Origin of the sequence: Streptomyces sp. NPDC002935 (assembly GCF_040611295.1) — a bacterium.
Classification (GTDB): domain Bacteria; phylum Actinomycetota; class Actinomycetes; order Streptomycetales; family Streptomycetaceae; genus Streptomyces.
Map to the genome: position 1 here is coordinate 169127 of NZ_JBEXNW010000002.1, position 17509 is coordinate 186635.

13 protein-coding genes and 3 tRNA genes are annotated in these 17509 nt (G+C 71.6%); 12 read left to right on the forward strand and 4 right to left on the reverse strand.

The window, feature by feature from the left end; translation table 11 throughout:
* Positions 1 to 48: 48 nt before the first annotated feature.
* Positions 49 to 987 (reverse strand): alpha/beta fold hydrolase, encoded by a 939-nt coding sequence (locus tag ABZX90_RS02915; protein ID WP_355201071.1) that lies wholly within the window; start codon positions 985 to 987, stop codon positions 49 to 51.
* A 213-nt stretch (positions 988 to 1200) separates the two neighbouring features.
* On the opposite strand from ABZX90_RS02915, the gene ABZX90_RS02920 reads away from it, so the two are divergent.
* From ABZX90_RS02920 to ABZX90_RS02955, 8 genes are all read left to right on the forward strand, one after another.
* The gene (locus ABZX90_RS02920; RefSeq protein WP_351119436.1) at positions 1201 to 1950 is read left to right on the forward strand and encodes an SDR family oxidoreductase; all 750 of its coding nucleotides are present in this window, start codon (positions 1201 to 1203) and stop codon (positions 1948 to 1950) included.
* A 363-nt stretch (positions 1951 to 2313) separates the two neighbouring features.
* Complete coding sequence (locus ABZX90_RS02925; protein ID WP_351119438.1) at positions 2314 to 2916, forward strand: TetR/AcrR family transcriptional regulator; 603 nt, start codon at positions 2314 to 2316, stop codon at positions 2914 to 2916.
* 118 nt (positions 2917 to 3034) lie between these two features.
* On the forward strand, positions 3035 to 3958 hold the full coding sequence (locus ABZX90_RS02930; RefSeq protein WP_355201074.1) for a TauD/TfdA family dioxygenase: 924 nt from the start codon (positions 3035 to 3037) through the stop codon (positions 3956 to 3958).
* A 113-nt stretch (positions 3959 to 4071) separates the two neighbouring features.
* Positions 4072 to 5547, forward strand: coding sequence for an MFS transporter (locus tag ABZX90_RS02935; protein ID WP_355201076.1), 1476 nt, complete (start codon positions 4072 to 4074; stop codon positions 5545 to 5547).
* Between the two features lie 60 nt (positions 5548 to 5607).
* Positions 5608 to 7320 (forward strand): aldehyde dehydrogenase family protein, encoded by a 1713-nt coding sequence (locus tag ABZX90_RS02940; protein ID WP_355201078.1) that lies wholly within the window; start codon positions 5608 to 5610, stop codon positions 7318 to 7320.
* A 40-nt stretch (positions 7321 to 7360) separates the two neighbouring features.
* Positions 7361 to 8923, forward strand: coding sequence for a long-chain fatty acid--CoA ligase (locus ABZX90_RS02945; RefSeq protein WP_355201080.1), 1563 nt, complete (start codon positions 7361 to 7363; stop codon positions 8921 to 8923).
* 187 nt (positions 8924 to 9110) lie between these two features.
* Entirely contained in the window at positions 9111 to 9269 is a 159-nt protein-coding gene (locus ABZX90_RS02950) for a hypothetical protein (protein ID WP_355201082.1), read from the forward strand.
* Positions 9266 to 10855, forward strand: coding sequence for an FAD-dependent oxidoreductase (locus ABZX90_RS02955; protein WP_355201084.1), 1590 nt, complete (start codon positions 9266 to 9268; stop codon positions 10853 to 10855). Before ABZX90_RS02950 ends, ABZX90_RS02955 begins: the two co-directional genes overlap by 4 nt.
* A gap of 267 nt (positions 10856 to 11122) precedes the next feature.
* Here ABZX90_RS02955 and ABZX90_RS02960 read toward each other — a convergent pair.
* The 3 genes from ABZX90_RS02960 to ABZX90_RS02970 form a co-directional block, all read right to left on the reverse strand.
* Positions 11123 to 11196 (reverse strand) — tRNA-Ile (locus ABZX90_RS02960).
* Between the two features lie 165 nt (positions 11197 to 11361).
* A tRNA-Asn gene (locus ABZX90_RS02965) sits at positions 11362 to 11434 on the reverse strand.
* Between the two features lie 5 nt (positions 11435 to 11439).
* Positions 11440 to 11512 (reverse strand) — tRNA-Asn (locus ABZX90_RS02970).
* A gap of 144 nt (positions 11513 to 11656) precedes the next feature.
* On the opposite strand from ABZX90_RS02970, the gene ABZX90_RS02975 reads away from it, so the two are divergent.
* From ABZX90_RS02975 to ABZX90_RS02990, 4 genes are all read left to right on the forward strand, one after another.
* The gene (locus tag ABZX90_RS02975; protein WP_351119449.1) at positions 11657 to 11962 is read left to right on the forward strand and encodes a YtxH domain-containing protein; all 306 of its coding nucleotides are present in this window, start codon (positions 11657 to 11659) and stop codon (positions 11960 to 11962) included.
* 75 nt (positions 11963 to 12037) lie between these two features.
* Positions 12038 to 13492: an FGGY family carbohydrate kinase gene (locus ABZX90_RS02980; protein ID WP_351119450.1), complete on the forward strand. Its 1455-nt coding sequence runs from the start codon at positions 12038 to 12040 to the stop codon at positions 13490 to 13492.
* Positions 13493 to 13656: 164 nt separating this feature from the next.
* Positions 13657 to 15390, forward strand: a complete 1734-nt coding sequence (locus tag ABZX90_RS02985; RefSeq protein ID WP_351119451.1) for an ABC transporter ATP-binding protein — start codon at positions 13657 to 13659, stop codon at positions 15388 to 15390.
* Positions 15390 to 17318: an ABC transporter ATP-binding protein gene (locus tag ABZX90_RS02990; protein ID WP_351119452.1), complete on the forward strand. Its 1929-nt coding sequence runs from the start codon at positions 15390 to 15392 to the stop codon at positions 17316 to 17318. The genes ABZX90_RS02985 and ABZX90_RS02990 overlap by 1 nt, the downstream gene beginning before the upstream one ends.
* The last annotated feature ends 191 nt before the right edge of the window (positions 17319 to 17509 follow it).

The window sequence follows — 17509 nt, forward strand, 5'->3', positions numbered from 1 at the left end:
GCCCTGGCCGGGGCGGCCGGCGGAGGCGGGAAACGTCCGCGCCTCGATCTATCGCACCGACAAGCTCGGCGAGGGCGGACCGCCGGACGCGGGCCCCCGCCGGGCTCCCGGCCAGGACGGCTTGTCGGCGAGCAGCCAGCCCAGCACACGCGGCAGGGCCCGCAGCGCGGCGAAATGCCCGGCGCCCGGTTCGAGCACGGCCGTCGCCCGGGAGATCCGCGCGGCGAGCCACGAGGAGTGCGACGCGGGGGAGAACGCGTCCTCCGCTCCGTGCCACAGCAGCACCGGCACCTGGATGTCCGCCGGATCGAAACCCCAGTCTCCGGTCAGCGCCAGCGCGTCGTCGATCCAGCCGTACGGAGACGTCCGCAGCGCCTCGCGGTAGTTGCGGAGCAGCATCGAGCGAATCGTGTTGTCGGAGACAATCTGCCGGTCGTCGTCGCTGAGTTCCGGCAGCAGCTCCTTGAGCAGCCGCACGGGGTCGCTCCGGATCGCGGCGGCCCTCAGGATCAGCCGTGCCTCGAACCGCTCCTGATCGGTGAACGCCGTCCGGAACTCGTCGACGTTCGACGGTGTCATCCCCTTGAACCAGTCGAGCCCCTCCGCGTCGCGCGGCGCGAGACCGACGAGCGCGGCGGCCCGGCTCACCCGATCGGGCATCAGCGCGGCGCAGGCCAGTGCGTGCGGGGCGCCTCCGGACCGTCCGGCCACCGCGAACCGGTCGATTCCCAGTGCGTCGGCGACGTCGGCCACGTCACGCGCGACATCGGCGACCCGACGCCCCGGGTGCCGGTCCGACCCCCCGTAACCGGGCCTGTCGTAGCTGATGAGACGGGTGCCTCGCTGGTAGAGGAACATGGCACGGGGCCGAGGTCCCACCCTGCTGCCCGGCATCCCGTGCATCAGGAACACGGGGCGGCCCCGTGGGTCCCCCGTGACCTCGACGCGCAGCAGACGCCCGTCCGCCGTCCGCACATGATCGTGCACGGCGCCTCCTTCCTCAGCCCGCGGACCTGGGTCAACGTTGCCCGATCCCTGCCCGGCGAGCTGTTCGGCGAAACGAATCCGCAGGTCAACCGGGTGAACGGGTCAACCGCTTGACGCCGCCTCAGGCGCTCCGTAGCCTCCCCGTCTGTATCTGTACATGACCGAGATTCATATCCAGGAATGCCGGAATACCGAGAACGGGTGGGACGGGACATGGGCGGACGGCGTGTGGTGGTGTCCGGGGGCGGGACGGGGATCGGTCTGGCGACGGCGGAGGTGTTCGCCGCGGACGGAGACCGGGTGGTGCTCCTCGGCCGCCGCGAGGGCGTTCTGCGCGAGGCGGCCGACGGACTGAACGAGCGCTACGGCGAGGCCACCGCGTCCTGGCACGCGGCGGATCTGGCCGACCCCGAACAGGTCGGCGCGGCAAGGGAGTTCATCGTCGCGGACGGCGCCCCGGTGGATGTGCTGGTCGCCAACGCGGGCGGGAACGCCGCCGTGTCGCACGACGGGAGCCTGGCCTCCGTCGCCGACAGCTACCGGCGCAACTTCGACGCCAACGTCCTGACCGCCGTCCTGCTCACCGAGGCGCTGCTCCCCCACGTACGCCGCCCCGGCGGCCGCATCGTGCAGATCTCCTCGATCGCCTCGCTGCGCGGCCCCGGCTCGTACGGCGGCTCCAAGGGCTGGATCAACACCTACACCTACGATCTCGCCCAGCGCGTCGGCTCCGAGGGCATCACCGTGAACGCGGTCGCCCCCGGCTTCGTCGGCGACACCGAGTTCTTCGGCGCCCGCGCCACCCCGGAGTTCGTCGCGGCCCGCGTGGCGCAGTCCCTCACCAAAGAGCCCGGCCACCCGTCGCAGATCGCGGCGGCCATCCGGTACGTGGCGTCACCGGAGGCGGCCTACGTGACGGGCCAGCTTCTCCACATCAACGGCGGTGCGGCACTGGGGCGTTAGCCCCGTCACGGCCACACGGCCACGCGGCCACACGGGCGAGCCGGTCCGTCGGTCTGCCCGTCCCTCGGTCCGCCGCGAGTTCGGCCCGTGACGGGTCGGTCGGTGGGGCGGTCAGTACGGCAGCAGGCGCCCCGACGGCGTCCTGCGGTCGATCGGCATCTCGCGCGGAGCGGCGGGCCGACGGTTGACGCGAATCCGGATCTGACGGTTCATGACCCCTCCTCATGACGATGAGCCCAGCGTCCCGCGCTGACGCGCATAGCCGCATCGTGCCCACGGAGGCACCCCTCCTACCCTCCGAGCAGGATGTTCCGGCGTGAGCCCTCCCCCCTGGGCAGTACACGAGCCCCGTAGGCTCGGGGCATGACAGGTGCGCGGACACGGGGGACGGAGCGGGGACCGGGGCGGCCGCGCGAGGAGCGGGTCACCGGAGCGGTGCTGAACGCGGTCGTCGACCTGGTCGTCGAACAGGGCATGGGGGCCCTCACGATGGACGCCGTCGCCGCACGCGCCGGGGTGAGCAAGCCGGCCATCTACCGGCGCTGGCCCACCAAGCAGGACCTGGTCATCGCCGCCGCCGAGAGCCGCATCGGCGAGCTGTCGGTGCCCGACCTGGGCGACTTCCGCGCCGAGCTGCGCGTCGTCCTCACGGCCCGGCTGGAGGCGTACCGGCTGCCCGGCTCGGACCGGCTGCTCGCGGGGCTGATCGGCGCGGCGGCCGAGGCGGGCACGGGCAGGGCGCAGTACACGCAGTACACCGAGCGGATCACGAGTGAGACCCGGCGCATCCTCGAGCGCGGCATCGCGCGGGGTGACGTGCGCCCCGACACCGATGTCCGGGCCGCGACCACCCTGGTCGCCGCGCCGCTGCTCTTCCGGCTGATCGGCGAGCAGGAACCGCCCGACACCCGGTTCGTGGAGGCCCTGGTGGACCTCGTCGCCCGCGCGGTGGGCTCGGCCTCCTGACCGTCGCGGCCCCGCCGGACCGCCCCCTTCAACAACGATGGCGACAGACCCTTGCCACCTCGCACCCCAATAACGATACTCCTGGTAACGAAATCCCGGTTGTCGTTCTGGAGAGCCCATGGACAGCGTCGTCACCCCTCCCGCGCCCGCCCTCGACAAGCCCCTGATGCACTACGGGAAGCGGGTGCTGGAGCGCACCGCGCCCGGTGCCGCCCCGGCCGAGTACCACCTGCTGGACATCCGTCCGCTCACCCCGCACATCGGCGCGGAGATCGCCGGCGTCGACCTCTCGCTCCCGATCGGCGAGGACCTCGCCGCGGAGCTGAAGCAGGCCCTGCTGGAGTGGAAGGTGATCTTCTTCCGTGACCAGCACGCCTTCGACCCGGACTCCCAGCTCACTCTCTCCGCCCTGTGGGGCGTGCCGGAGCCCAACCCGTTCTTCCCCGCCGGCGACACCGCCGGTGTCTCGCGCCTGGCCAAGGACGCCATGGCCGTCGGCACCGAGAACATCTGGCACAGCGACCACTCCTTCATGGCCGCACCGGCCCTCGGCTCGGTCCTGCGGGCCGTCGAGGTCCCCGCCGCCGGAGGCGACACCCTCTGGGCGGACATGGGCGCCGCGTACGACAACCTCTCCGAGCGGACGAAGGCCCGTATCGAGGGGCTCACCGCCGTGCACGACTGGGTGCCCAGCTGGGGCCTGATGATGACGGAGAGCCAGATCGCGGCGCACCGGGAGGCCCTGCCGCCCGTCGAGCACCCGGTGGTCGTGCGGCACCCGCGCACCGGCCGCAAGCTGCTCTACGTCAACGAGCCCTTCACCACCCGGATCACCGGTCTGTCGGAGACCGAAAGCCGTGAGCTGCTCGGCGAACTGGTCCTGCAGGCCCGCATCCCCGAGTACCAGGTCCGTTTCCGCTGGCAGCCCGGCTCCGTCGCCATCTGGGACAACATCGCCACGCAGCACTACGCGATCAACGACTACTACCCGCGGCGCCGCGTCATGGAGCGCATCGCGATCGCCGGCGAGCCCCTGTCCTGAGACCCGTCAGCCCCGCCGAGGGGCGTCTCCCCGCCCGGCCGCGTCCCCTCGCGGGGCGGGCGTGCCCTCGGCCTCTCCTCTCCCCTTCCCAACCTGTCCCCCGCGGAGCCCCTGTGACCGACACCGATGTCGTACCCGCTGTGCCCGCCGACCCTGTGAAGACGCCGCCCGACCAGCGCCGCCGTGCGTGGACCGTCACCGGGCTGCTCGTCGTCTTCATGATGGTCAACTTCGCCGACAAGTCCGTACTGGGCCTGGCGGCCGACCCCGTCCGCGAGGACCTCGGCCTGTCCGCGTCCGCCTTCGGCCTCGCCAACAGCGCGTTCTTCCTGCTGTTCTCGATCTGCGGCGCCGCGGTGGGGCTGCTCGCCGACCGCGTACGGCCCAAGTGGCTGCTGCTCACGATGGCCGTCCTGTGGTCGCTGTCCCAGGCTCCGCTGGTCCTCGGCGGAGGGCTCGCGGTGCTCGTCGCCTCCCGCGTTCTCCTGGGCGCGGCCGAGGGGCCGGCGTTCCCGGTGGCCCAGCAGACCACCCTGTCCTGGTTCCCCAACCACCGGCGCAACCTGCCCGGGGCGCTGATCGTGCTGGGGATCACCCTGGGTGTCCTGGTCGCCGCCCCGGTGCTGACCTGGGTCATCCACCAGCACGGCTGGCGCACCGCGGTCGCGGTGGTCGCGATCGCCGGTGCGGTGTGGGCGCTGCTGTGGATCCCCTTCGGCGCAGAGGGGCCCTACGCGGGGGCACGGAACAGCGGGACCCCGGCACCCGTCCCGGCCTACGGCCCCGACCCCGGTGCCGACCGGTCGGCCCACGGCTCCGGAGCCGGCCCCACGACCGACGGCCGCGGAACCGACCAGACGGCCGAGGGGGCGGAGACCGTGACCGGCACGGGCGGCGCCGCGCGCGGGACGCCGTACCGCCGGATCCTCGCGACCCGTACCTGGATCGGCGCCACGGCCGCCTACTTCGGCACCTACTGGGTGATCGCCTTCTGCCTGGTCTGGCTCCCCTCCTACCTGCATGACGGCCTGGGGTACTCCTCCGCCACGTCCGCCCAACTGCTCATGCTGGTCTGGGGGCTGAGCGGCGTCGTGGTGCTCGGTCAGGCCGGTCTGACCGGATGGCTGCTGCGCCGCGGGACCTCCAGCCGAAGGGCGCGCGGCGGGGTCGGCGGCATCCTGATGCTCGTCGGCGCCGTGGCGTGCCTCGCCCTGCCGGCGGCGCCGGCCGGTGTCGCGACCGTCGTCCTCCTGGTCGCCGGATTCGGCTGCGCCGGGGCGATGGGCAGCGTCGCCGCCACCACCGTCGCCGAGCTGGCTCCGGCCGACCGGCGCGGCGGAGCGCTGGGCATCATGAACGCCGTGGTGACCACCGCGGGTCTGATCGCCCCGACCCTGGTCGGGCATCTCGTGGACACCCAGGGGACCGCGGGCTACCGGCAAGCGCTCCTGATCACCGGAGTGCTGCTCACGCTGGGCGGAACCGCCGCCGTCACGCTGATCGACCCGGCCCGCGACGCCCGCCTCCTGTCCGCCCGCCGGGCCGACCCCCTCGCCCCGGACCACGACACCCCGCTGCGACCCGCCTGACGGCCACTCCCACCGATCGCCCCACCGCCTCCCCACTCCGTCCCCACCGAGAGGAACGACGTGAACCCCAGCACCCTCGACACCTCCTGCCTGGACCGGGCCGTCGACGAGTTGCGCGGCAGTGCCGCGTCCTGGTCGGCCGCCCCGCTCACCGAACGCATCGCGCTGCTCGAACGGCTACTGCCGCGGGTGGCCTCCGGCGCGACCGAACTGGCCGCGGCCGGCGCCCGCGCCAAGGGCTACGACCCCGCCTCCCCGTGGGCCGCCGAGGACTGGATCGGCGGTCCCTGGGCGCTCGCGCAGAACGCGGCGGCGTATCTGCACGTACTGCGGCGCGTCGCCGCCGGCCGCGAACCGCTCGCGGCGAAGGCCGTGCGTGAGACGGCCGGCCGCACCCGCGTCGACGTGTTTCCCGCGACAGGCTGGGACCGGCTGCTGCTCAACCGCTTCAGCGCCCAGGTGTGGATGCGCCCGGGCATCACCGTCGACGAGACACGCGACCGCGCGGCAAAACCGTACCGGGGGCGGCCGGAGCCCTCGGCCGTGGCCCTGGTGCTCGGGGCCGGCAACGTCGCCGCCATCACCGCGCTCGACATCCTGCACAAGCTGTACGCCGAGGGCCAGGTCGTCGTCGCCAAGATGAACCCCGTCAACGCCTATCTGCGCCCCCACTTCGAGCACGTCTTCGCCGAGTTCGTCACCCGCGGCTGGGTCCGCTTCGTCGACGGCGGCGCGGCCGAGGGCGGATACCTCGCCCACCACGAGGGCGTCGACGCGATCCACGTCACCGGCAGCGACCGTACGCACGACGCCATCGTCTGGGGGACGGGCGAGGACGCCGGACGGCGCCGGAACGACGACCGGCCCCTGGTCGCCAAGCCCTTCAGCAGTGAACTCGGCGGCGTCAGCCCGTGCGTCGTCGCTCCCGGCCCGTGGAGCGACGCCGACTTCCGCTTCCAGGCCGAGCACATCGTCACCAGCAAGATGAACAACTCCGGCCACAACTGCATCGCCGGCCAGATCCTCGTCGTACCGCGTGACTGGGACGGCACCGAGAAGCTGCTGAACGAGATCCGCCGGGTGCTGCGCGCCCTGCCGTCCCGCGCCGACTACTACCCCGGGGCCCGCGAGCGCCTCGACGCCGTTCTCGCCGCCCACCCTCGCGCGGAGCCGTACGGCGACGGGTGCCGCCTCCTCGTCCCCGACGTCACCGGCCACGACGACGTCCTGGTCACCGACGAGGTCTTCGCCAGCGCGCTGGGCGTCGTACGGCTGCCCGGCGCGACCACGGCCGCGTTCCTCCGCAACGCCGTCGACTTCGCCAACGACCGCCTCCCCGGCACCCTCGGGGCCACCCTCCTCGTGCACCCGAGGACCGAGCGGTCGGACCGGGCCGCGGTGGAGACCGCCGTCGCAGACCTGCGTTACGGCACCCTGGGCGTCAACTGCTGGTCCGGGGTGGGCTTCCTGCTCGGCTTCACTCCCTGGGGCGCCTTCCCCGGCCACACCCGCCAGGACATCGGCAGCGGCATCGGCTTCGTGCACAACGCGTTCATGCTCCGGGGCGAGGACATCGAGAAGACCGTGCTGCGCGCCCCGTTCACGCCCGCACCACGCGGCCTCGTCACGGGCGACCCGTCGCTGTCCCCGCGCCCGCCGTACTTCGTCACCAACCGCACCGCGCTGACCACCGTGGAGCATCTCACCCGCTTCACCACCGCGCCGAATCCGCTGCGGCTGCCCGCCCTCTTCGCGTCCGCGCTGCGCGGCTGAGCCCGCCGGTCCACGCCAACACCCCTACGGAGAACAGCCCATGCTCAACCTCGCCGTCATGCTGGAGAACAGTGCCCGCGCCGTGCCCGACCGTACGGCGGTCGTCCTGGGCGACCGGCGCATGACCTACGCGGAGCTGGACACCGCCGCCCGCCAGGTGGCCGGCCTGCTGCGCTCGCGCGGCATCGAGCCCGGGGACAAGGTGGCGCTGTCCTGCCCGAACCTCCCGTGGTTCCCGGTCGTCTACTACGGCATCCTGAAGGCCGGTGCGGTGGTCGTCCCGCTCAACGTGCTCCTGAAGGGCCGTGAGATCGCCTACCACCTGGCCGACTCCGAGGCCAAGGCGTACTTCTGCTTCGAGGGCACCCCCGAACTCCGGACGGGCCAGGAGGGGTGGGACGGGTTCAACGAGACGGAGAGCTGCGACCACTTCTTCCTGCTGACCGCAGCCCCGACCGAGACCTCCCCGATCCCGGGCACGCGGACCCTGACGTCGGCGCTGGCCGGCCGGAGCACCGCGTTCGAGACGGTCGCCACCGAGGCGGACGACACTGCCGTCATCCTCTACACCTCCGGCACCACGGGCCGGCCCAAGGGCGCCGAACTCACCCACGCGAACCTGACGCTGAACGCGCTGACCTGCCACAAGATGTTCGGCGAGGTCGAGCACGACGTCCATCTCATCGCCCTGCCGCTGTTCCACTCCTTCGGCCAGTCCGTGCAGATGAACGCCGGCCTCGCCGCCCGCGCGACGCTGGTGCTGCTGCCGCGCTTCGACGCCGGTTCGGCCCTGGCCCTGATGCGGCGTCACGCCGTCACCTTCTTCGCGGGCGTCCCCACCATGTACGGGGCGCTGCTCGCCGAGGACGTGTCCGAGGCGGAACGGGCGGAGCTCGCCGGGAATCTGCGGATCGCCGGCTCCGGGGGTTCGGCGCTGGCGGTCGAGACGCACCGCCGGTTCGAGGAGCGCTTCGGGGTCACCGTCCTGGAGGGCTACGGCCTGTCGGAGACCAGTCCCGCGGTGACGTTCACACCGCGCGGCGAGCCGGCGCGCGCGGGCTCCGTCGGCCGTCCGGTCTGGGGCGTGGAGGTGGACCTGATCGCCGAGGACGGGACGCCGGTGAAGGGTCCGGAGGCCATCGGCGAGATCGTCGTGCGCGGGCACAACATCATGAAGGGGTACTACGGGCGGCCCGAGGCGACCTCCGAGGTGCTGCGCGACGGCTGGTTCCGCACCGGTGACCTGGCCCGCCGGGACGCCGACGGTTGGCTCTACGTCGTCGACCGCACCAAGGACCTGATCATCCGCGGCGGCTTCAACGTCTACCCGCGCGAGATCGAGGAGGTCCTGCTCACCCACCCCGCCGTGCGCACGGTGGCCGTCCTCGGCGTGCCGCACGCCACCCACGGCGAGGAGGTGAAGGCCTGCGTGGTCCTCGCCCCGGGCACCGAACTCGCCGAGGCGGAGCTCATCGCGTGGTGCAAGGAGCGGATGGCGGGCTACAAGTACCCGCGCCTGGTGGAGTTCCGCGACGAACTGCCCACCAACGCCACGGGCAAGATCCTCAAGCGCGAGCTGCGGGACGCACACCCGGCTCCGTGACCGGGCCCGCCGCACCCCCGGCTCCGTGACGGCGGCACACCGGCGTCACGGAGCCCGCTCGGCGGCCATCGGCGGCCGTCGGCGGCCGGTTCCACGGCCGGTTCCACGAACTCATCACCTCCAGGGGCTACCCCGTGGCACCGGCCCGGCCGGAAGCTCTGGAGCGGACCTCGACGAGGAGGACGTCATGACGTACACCGCAACACAGGCCGCACCACCGTTCGGGCCCCGCAGGAGGGTGAGGTGGATCGCCGCTTCCGGCGTCACCTCCCCCGGCCTCGCCACCCGGCCGACGGCGGGCACGCCCGACCGTACGGACCGGAGCACGACCGGGGTGACCCGGTGAGCGCCCCGGAAAGTGCCGACTACGTCGTCGTCGGCGCGGGCTCCGCCGGGGCGGCGCTCGCCGGCCGGCTGACCGGAAGCGGGACGGCCTCGGTCGTCCTCCTGGAAGCCGGCGGCCGGGACAAGAAGGCGGCCGTGCACATTCCCGCCGCCTTCTCCCAGCTGTTCAGGACCGAGCTCGACTGGGACTACTCGACCGCCCCGCAGCCCGAACTCTCCGGGCGCCCCGTCTACTGGCCCCGGGGCCGGATGCTCGGCGGCTCCTCCTCGATGAACGCCATGATGTGGGTACGCGGGTTCGCCGCCGACTACGACGAGTGGGGCGACCTCTGCGGCACCGACTGGTCGTGGAAGGGCCTGCTGCCGTACTTCCGCCGCACGGAGCGGGTCCTCGGGGCCACCGACCCGGACCACGGCCGCTCCGGCCCCATGAGCGTCGAACCGCAGCGCGACCCGAACCCGCACACGGCCGCCTTCCTGGACGCCGTCCGGGAACTCGGCCACACCGTCGAACCCGCCAACACCGCGACGCCCGACGGGTTCTCCCAGACCATGGTGAGCCAGCGGCGCGGCGCGCGGTGCAGCACCGCGGACGGCTACCTCAAGCCGGCCCGACGCCGCCCGAACCTGCGGGTCGTCACGGACGCGCAGGCCACCCGTGTGCTCTTCGAGGACCGCCGCGCGATCGGCGTCGAGTACGTCAGCGGGGGTGTCACGCGCACGGTGCTGGCCCGCCGCGAGGTCGTCCTGAGCGCGGGCGCGGTCAACACGCCCCAGCTGCTCATGCTGTCCGGCATCGGTGAGGCCGGACATCTGCGCGAACGGGGCATCGAGGTGCTCGTGGACGCCCCCCAGGTCGGCGCGAACCTCACTGACCATCTCATCTCAGGCCTCGCCGTCGACGCCGCCGACCGGACCCTGTTCGCCGCCGAGCGACCGTCCGAGCTGCTGAAGTACCTCACCCGCCGCCGGGGCATGCTCACCTCGAACATCGGCGAGGCGTACGGATTCGTCCGCAGCCGGCCCGACCTCGGGCTCCCCGACATCGAGATCATCTTCGCGCCGGTGCCGTTCCTCGGTGAGGGTCTCGTCAAGGCGCCGGAGCACGGGCTGACCGTGGGCGCGATCCTGCTGCGGCCCCGGAGCACGGGTTCGGTCACGCTGGCCTCGGCGGACCCCCTCGCCAAGCCGGTCATCGACCCGCGCTATCTGTCGGACCCGGGCGGCGCCGACCGCGCGGCCCTGCTGGCCGGGCTCGACGTCTGCGAGGAGATCATCGGCCGGCTCACCGACCGCGGGCTGTCCTCGGGCCGCTTCCTCATGCCGCCCGGGGCCGAGGACCTGCCCCGGGACCGGCGCGACGCGCTCGCCCTGGCCGATCACTCCCACACGCTCTACCACCCCGTCGGAACGGCCCGCATGGGCCGCGACGACGCCTCCGTGGTGGACCCGCAGCTTCGGGTGCGGGGGGTACGGGGCCTGCGGGTGGCGGACGCCTCGATCATGCCGACGATCATCCGGGGCCACACCAACGCCCCGTCCGTCGTCATCGGGGAACGGGCCGCGGACCTGCTGACGGCGGACTGAGGCCGCGACACGACCGCGCACTTCGGGGCAGGCCCCTCGACGCACCGCGAACCGCTTCAGGCAGAGGGGGTGGGCCGGTGACGGTCTGCTCCACCCGAGGGACGGTCAGGCCATCCGGGTGACAACGGATTTGGCGGGGGCGCGGGCCTCAGAAAGGCCCCGATGATCATCGAGTCACGATCGGGGAGGCGCCACCAGGGGCCCTCAACTCGCCTGACCAGCCAGGGATGTTGCTGGTCACATCGATTCTGCACGCGTAGCGCGTAGTGGGGCGGGTGGGACTCGAACCCACGGCCGGCGGATTATGAGTCCGCTGCTCTAACCGGCTGAGCTACCGCCCCGTTACGGCGCGCCGCGCACATTTGTGCGCGCCGTCTGCCGCAGCATAGCCGCTCATACGATCTCCTGCTTCGGATGGTCGGCTTCGCGCGACCATGAGGACTTCGGCGTGCCCTGAGCGGCTCCCGGGGGCATGAAAAAGGGCCCCGAGGGGCCCTCTTCCGTTGCTCTCCCGACTGGACTCGAACCAGTAACCTGCCGGTTAACAGCCGGCTGCTCTGCCAATTGAGCTACAGGAGATCGAGCTCCCCCGACTGGACTCGAACCAGTAACCTGCCGGTTAACAGCCGGCTGCTCTGCCAATTGAGCTACGGAGGATTGATCTTTGCATCGAACGCACCTACCTGGGTATTCGCCAGGGGGCGTGCGCTTGCTGCGACACATACATTAGCGCAAGCAGGGGGGTGCTCCGCCAATCGGTTCCCTCCGCACCGATGCCGACGCAAGGGAAGGGTGGCCGTCATGCGCTACCGGCTCACGTTCGTCGCCGGACTGGCCCTGGGTTACGTGCTCGGCACGCGGGCCGGGCGCGAGCGCTACGAACAGCTGAAGAAGTCCGCACGCCAGGTCTCCCAGAACCCGGCGGTGCGCAACACCGCGGAGACCGCCGCCCAGCAGAGCCGCGAGCTCGCGGGCAAGGCGCTGCACACCGTGAGCGAGAAGGTGGGCGACCACGTCCCCGACTCGGTCACCGACCGGGTGCGTTCACTGCGGGAACGGAACGCGGGCGGCACCGGCGAGGACGACTGGGGCACCAGTAACACCTAGGGAAACCAAGGCCGCGCCGGGTCCGGTGTGCCCGCCCGGCGCCGCCACCCCTCGCCGTACGGCAGAATTTCCGCCATGGGGATAGTCGCCGGGTTGGACAGTTCGCCCGATTTCACTCGTATCGTTGTCTGCGACACCGACACGGGTGCCGTGCTGAGGCAGGGGTATGCGCCACATCCGGTCGACGGCGTCGAGGGCGGCGGTCGTCCTTCCGACGTGGATCCGCAGGCCTGGCTGCTGTCCCTGGGCGAGGCCGCGGGAGGCGGGCTGCTCGAAGGCGTCCAGGCCATCGGTGTGTCCGCCCAGCAGAACGGGCTCGTCCCGCTGGACGCGCAGGGCAACACCGTGCGCCCCGCGATGGTCGGCGGCGACAAGCGGGCGCAGGTCGCGGCGGCCGATCTGATCGACGCGTTCGGCGGGCGCGAGGCGTGGGCGCAGGCGGTGGGCAGTGTCCCGCAGGCCGCGCAGCCGGTGACCAAGCTGCGCTGGCTGAACAAGACCGAGCCCGAGGCCGCGAGACGCACCAGCATGCTGCTGCAGGCCCACGACTGGCTCGTGTGGCAGCTTCTCGGGCGGCCGGTGCGCAGGACCACGGACCGGGGCGGTGCCTCGGGGACCGGTTACTGGTCAGCGGCGACCGGCGCGTACCGGCCGGATCTCGTCGAACTGGCGCTCGGCCACCAGGCGGGGCTGCCGGACGTGCTCGGCCCGTCCGACGCCGCGGGAACCACGCCCGAGGGGCTGCTGATATCCGCCGGGACCGGCGAGACCATGGCGGCGGCGTTCGGGCTCGGCATCAGGCTCGGTGACGCGGTGGTGTCGCTCGGCGCCTCCGGTTCCGTGATGGCCGTCCACACCGAGGCGCTGGTGGACTCCACCGGCATGATCACCTCCCTGGCGGACGCGACCGGCATGCATCTTCCGGTCGTCACCACGCTCAATGCCGTACGGGCCCTGCGGGGGGCCGCCGAACTCCTCGGCGTGTCCGACCTGGAGGGCCTGTCCGACCTGGCGATGAAGTCGACGCCGGGCTCCCACGGACTCGTCCTGCTGCCGTACCTGGAGGGCGAGCGCACCCCGAACCTGCCGCACACGGCGGGGACGCTGGCCGGTCTGCGCCGTGAGTCGATGCGGCCCGAGCACCTGGCGCGGGCGGCCTTCGAGGGCATGCTGTGCGGGCTCGCCGACGCGCTGGACGTACTGCGCGGGCGAGGTGTCGAGGTACGACGGATCTTCCTTCTCGGCCAGGCAGCCGAACTGCCCGCCGTCCAGGCCGTGGCGCCCGCTCTGTTCGGCGCGCAGGTCGTCGTGCCGCAGCCCGCGGACTACGCGGCGCTCGGCGCGGCCCGGCAGGCCGCCTGGGCCCTCGGCGTCTCGCAGGGCGCCCTCGACCCGCGGACCCCGCCCGCCTGGCAGGGTCCGGTCGCCCAGGTGCTGGAGCCGGGTGACGAACTCGCCGTGGGGCAGGCCGTACGACAGCAGTACGTGTCCGTACGCGAACAGACGCATCCCGGGGCGTTCCGGGCGTAACCCCTCCGCGGGCGTACGTCCGAAGACGGAGGCAGGCTCCTTTTTTGGACCGCACTTGGGTTAATCGGTTGAGGTAACGCAGGTGGAGTGTCCGACGATAGGGGGTGGTGCACCATCCACCGCCCGCCGATCACCCTCCCGTCGACGATTCCGAGAGACCCCGCGTGCTCATACGACTCCTGCGGACCCACCTCAGTCCGTACAAGAAACCCATCGCCCTGCTGGTGCTGCTGCAGTTCCTGCAGACCTGCGCCACGCTCTACCTGCCCACGCTGAACGCGCACATCATCGACAACGGTGTCGTGAAGGGGGACACGGGTTACATCCTGTCCTTCGGCGCCGTGATGATCGCCATCTCGCTGACCCAGGTCGTCTGCAACATCGGGGCCGTCTACTACGGCGCCCGTACGGCGTCCGCCGTCGGCCGGGACATCCGGGCGGCCGTCTTCGACCGCGTCCAGTCCTTCTCGGCACGTGAGCTGGGTCAGTTCGGCGCGCCGTCGCTGATCACCCGCACCACCAATGACGTCCAGCAGGTGCAGATGCTCGCCCTGATGACGTTCACCCTGCTGGTGTCGGCGCCGATCATGTGCGTGGGCGGCATCATCCTGGCCCTCGGCCTGGACGTGCCGCTGTCCGCGGTGCTCGTCGCCGTGGTGCCGACCCTCGGCATCTGCGTGACGCTCATCGTGCGCAGGCTGCGCCCCCTGTTCCGCACCATGCAGGTGCGCCTGGACACCGTGAACCGGGTGCTGCGCGAGCAGATCACCGGCAACCGCGTGATCCGCGCGTTCGTGCGCGACGGCTACGAGAAGGAGCGCTTCAAGGGCGCCAACACCGACCTCACCGAGACGTCGCTGGCCACCGGCCGGATGCTGGCCCTGATGTTCCCGATCGTCATGACGGTGGTGAACCTGTCGTCCATCGCGGTCGTCTGGTTCGGCGCCCACCGCATCGACAGCGGCGGTATGCAGATCGGCGATCTGACCGCGTTCCTCGCCTACCTGATGCAGATCGTGATGTCCGTGATGATGGCCACCTTCATGTTCATGATGGTGCCGCGCGCGGAGGTCTGCGCCGAGCGCATCCAGGAGGTCCTGGCCACCGAGAGCAGCGTGGTCCCGCCGGTCGCGCCCGTCCTGGAGCTGCGCCGCCACGGCCATCTGGAGCTCCGCGGGGCGGGCTTCCGCTACCCGGGCGCCGAGGAGCCGGTCCTGAAGGCCGTCGACCTCGTGGCGCGCCCCGGCGAGGTGACCGCGGTCATCGGGTCGACGGGCAGCGGGAAGTCGACCCTGCTCGGCATGATCCCCCGCCTGTTCGACGCCACCGACGGGCAGGTGCTCGTCGACGGCGTCGACGTGGCGACCATCGAGCCGAAGCTGCTGGCCAGGACGGTCGGACTGATCCCGCAGAAGCCGTATCTGTTCGCGGGGACGGTCGCCACGAACCTGCGGTACGGCAACCCGGAGGCGACCGACGAGGAGCTGTGGCACGCGCTGGAGGTGGCGCAGGCCAAGGGCTTCGTGGAGCAGCTGGACAACGGTCTCGACTCGCCGATCGCGCAGGGCGGGACGAATGTGTCCGGCGGCCAGCGCCAGCGCCTGGCCATCGCCCGCACCCTCGTGCAGCGCCCCGAGATCTACCTCTTCGACGACTCCTTCTCGGCCCTCGACTACGCGACGGACGCGGCGCTGCGCGCTGCGCTCTCCGCCGAGACCGCCGAGGCGACCGTGGTGATCGTCGCCCAGCGGGTGTCGACCATCCGGGAGGCCGACCGGATCGTCGTCCTCGACGAGGGCCGGGTCGTCGGCAGCGGACGGCACCACGAACTGATGGCGGACAACGAGACCTACCGGGAGATCGTGCTCTCCCAGCTGACGGAAGCGGAGGCCGCCTGATGGCCGGGCCGATGGGGCGGATGATGGCCGGGGGCGGCCCTGATCAGCGTTCGATGGATTTCAAGGTGTCGGGCAGAAGGCTCCTCACCCACTTCAAGCCCGAGCGCGCCACGCTGTACGTGATGCTGGTCGCCGTCGTTCTGAGCGTGGGGCTCTCGGTGGTCGGCCCGAAGATCCTGGGCAGGGCCACCGACCTGGTCTTCGCGGGGATCGTCGGACGTCAGATGCCGGCCGGGGCCACCAAGGCCCAGGCTCTGGACTCGCTGCGCGCGCAGGGCAAGGGCGGCGTCGCCGACATGCTCTCGGGGACGGACTTCACTCCCGGCGAGGGCATCGACTTCAACGCCGTCGGGAACGTCCTGCTGCTCGCGCTCTGCACGTTCCTGCTGGCCGGCCTGCTGATGGCGGTGGCGACACGCCTGGTGAACCGGGCCGTCAACAGGACCGTCTACCGGATGCGCGAGGACCTGCAGGCGAAGCTGTCGCGCCTGCCGCTGTCGTACTTCGACAAGCGGCAGCGCGGCGAGGTCCTCAGCCGTGCCACGAACGACATGGACAACATCCAGCAGACCCTCCAGCAGTCGATGGGCCAGCTCGTCAACTCGCTGCTGACCATCGTGGGTGTCCTCGCGATGATGTTCTGGGTGTCGCCGCTGCTCGCGCTCGTCGCGCTGGTCACGGTGCCGCTGTCGTTCGTCGTCGCCACCCGGGTCGGCAAGCGCTCGCAGCCGCACTTCGTGCAGCAGTGGCGCACCACGGGCAAGCTCAACGCCCACATCGAGGAGATGTACACCGGCCACAACCTGGTGAAGGTGTTCGGGCGGGCGGACGAGTCGGCGGCGCAGTTCGCCGAGCAGAACGAGAAGCTGTACGAGGCCGGGTTCAAGGCGCAGTTCAACAGCGGCGTCATGCAGCCGCTGATGATGTTCGTGTCGAACCTGAACTATGTGCTGGTGGCGGTGGTCGGCGGTCTGCGGGTGGCCTCCGGCTCGCTGTCGATCGGTGATGTGCAGGCCTTCATCCAGTACTCCCGCCAGTTCTCGATGCCGCTGACGCAGGTGGCGTCGATGGCGAACCTGGTGCAGTCGGGTGTCGCGTCGGCGGAGCGGGTGTTCGAGGTCCTCGACGCGGACGAGCAGGACGCGGACCCGAAGGTGTCGGCCCGTCCTGAGGAGCTGCGCGGGCGCGTGGCACTGGAGAACGTCTCCTTCCGGTACGACCCGGAGAAGCCGCTCATCGAGGACCTCTCGCTGAAGGTGGAGCCGGGCCAGACGGTCGCCATCGTCGGCCCGACCGGCGCCGGCAAGACGACCCTGGTGAACCTGCTCATGCGGTTCTACGACGTCACGGGCGGCCGGATCACCCTCGACGGGGTCGATGTGGCGTCCATGTCCCGGGACGAGCTGAGGGCCGGGATAGGGATGGTGCTGCAGGACACCTGGCTGTTCGGTGGCACGATCGCCGACAACATCGCGTACGGGGCCTCGCGGGACGTCACCCGCGGGGAGATCGAGGAGGCGGCGCGCGCGGCGCACGCCGACCGCTTCATCCGAACCCTGCCCGACGGCTACGACACGGTGATCGACGACGAGGGATCGGGGGTCAGCGCGGGAGAGAAGCAGCTGATCACGATCGCCCGGGCGTTCCTGTCGGATCCGGTGATCCTGGTGCTCGACGAGGCGACCAGCTCCGTGGACACCCGGACCGAGGTGCTGATCCAGAAGGCGATGGCGAAGCTGGCGCACGGCAGGACGTCGTTCGTGATCGCCCACCGTCTGTCGACGATCCGGGACGCGGACACCATCCTCGTGATGGAGGACGGTTCCATCGTGGAACAGGGCGCCCACGCGGAGCTGCTGGCGTCCGGCGGAGCCTACGCCCGCCTGTACCAGGCCCAGTTCGCCCAGGCGGTCGCCGAGGTCGACTGAGGACACCCGCCTCCCCTGGACCCCCGCTGAAGAGATTCAGCCCCTCCGGCGTTTGAGGAGCGGGGGTCCGGGGGCGGCGCCCTCCCGGAAAACCCAGCCCCTCCGGCGATTGAGGAGCGGGGGTCCGGGGGCAGCGCCCCCGATACGGGACGGGAAGGGGCGGAGGGGGCGAAGAAAGCCGTTGCCCTGGC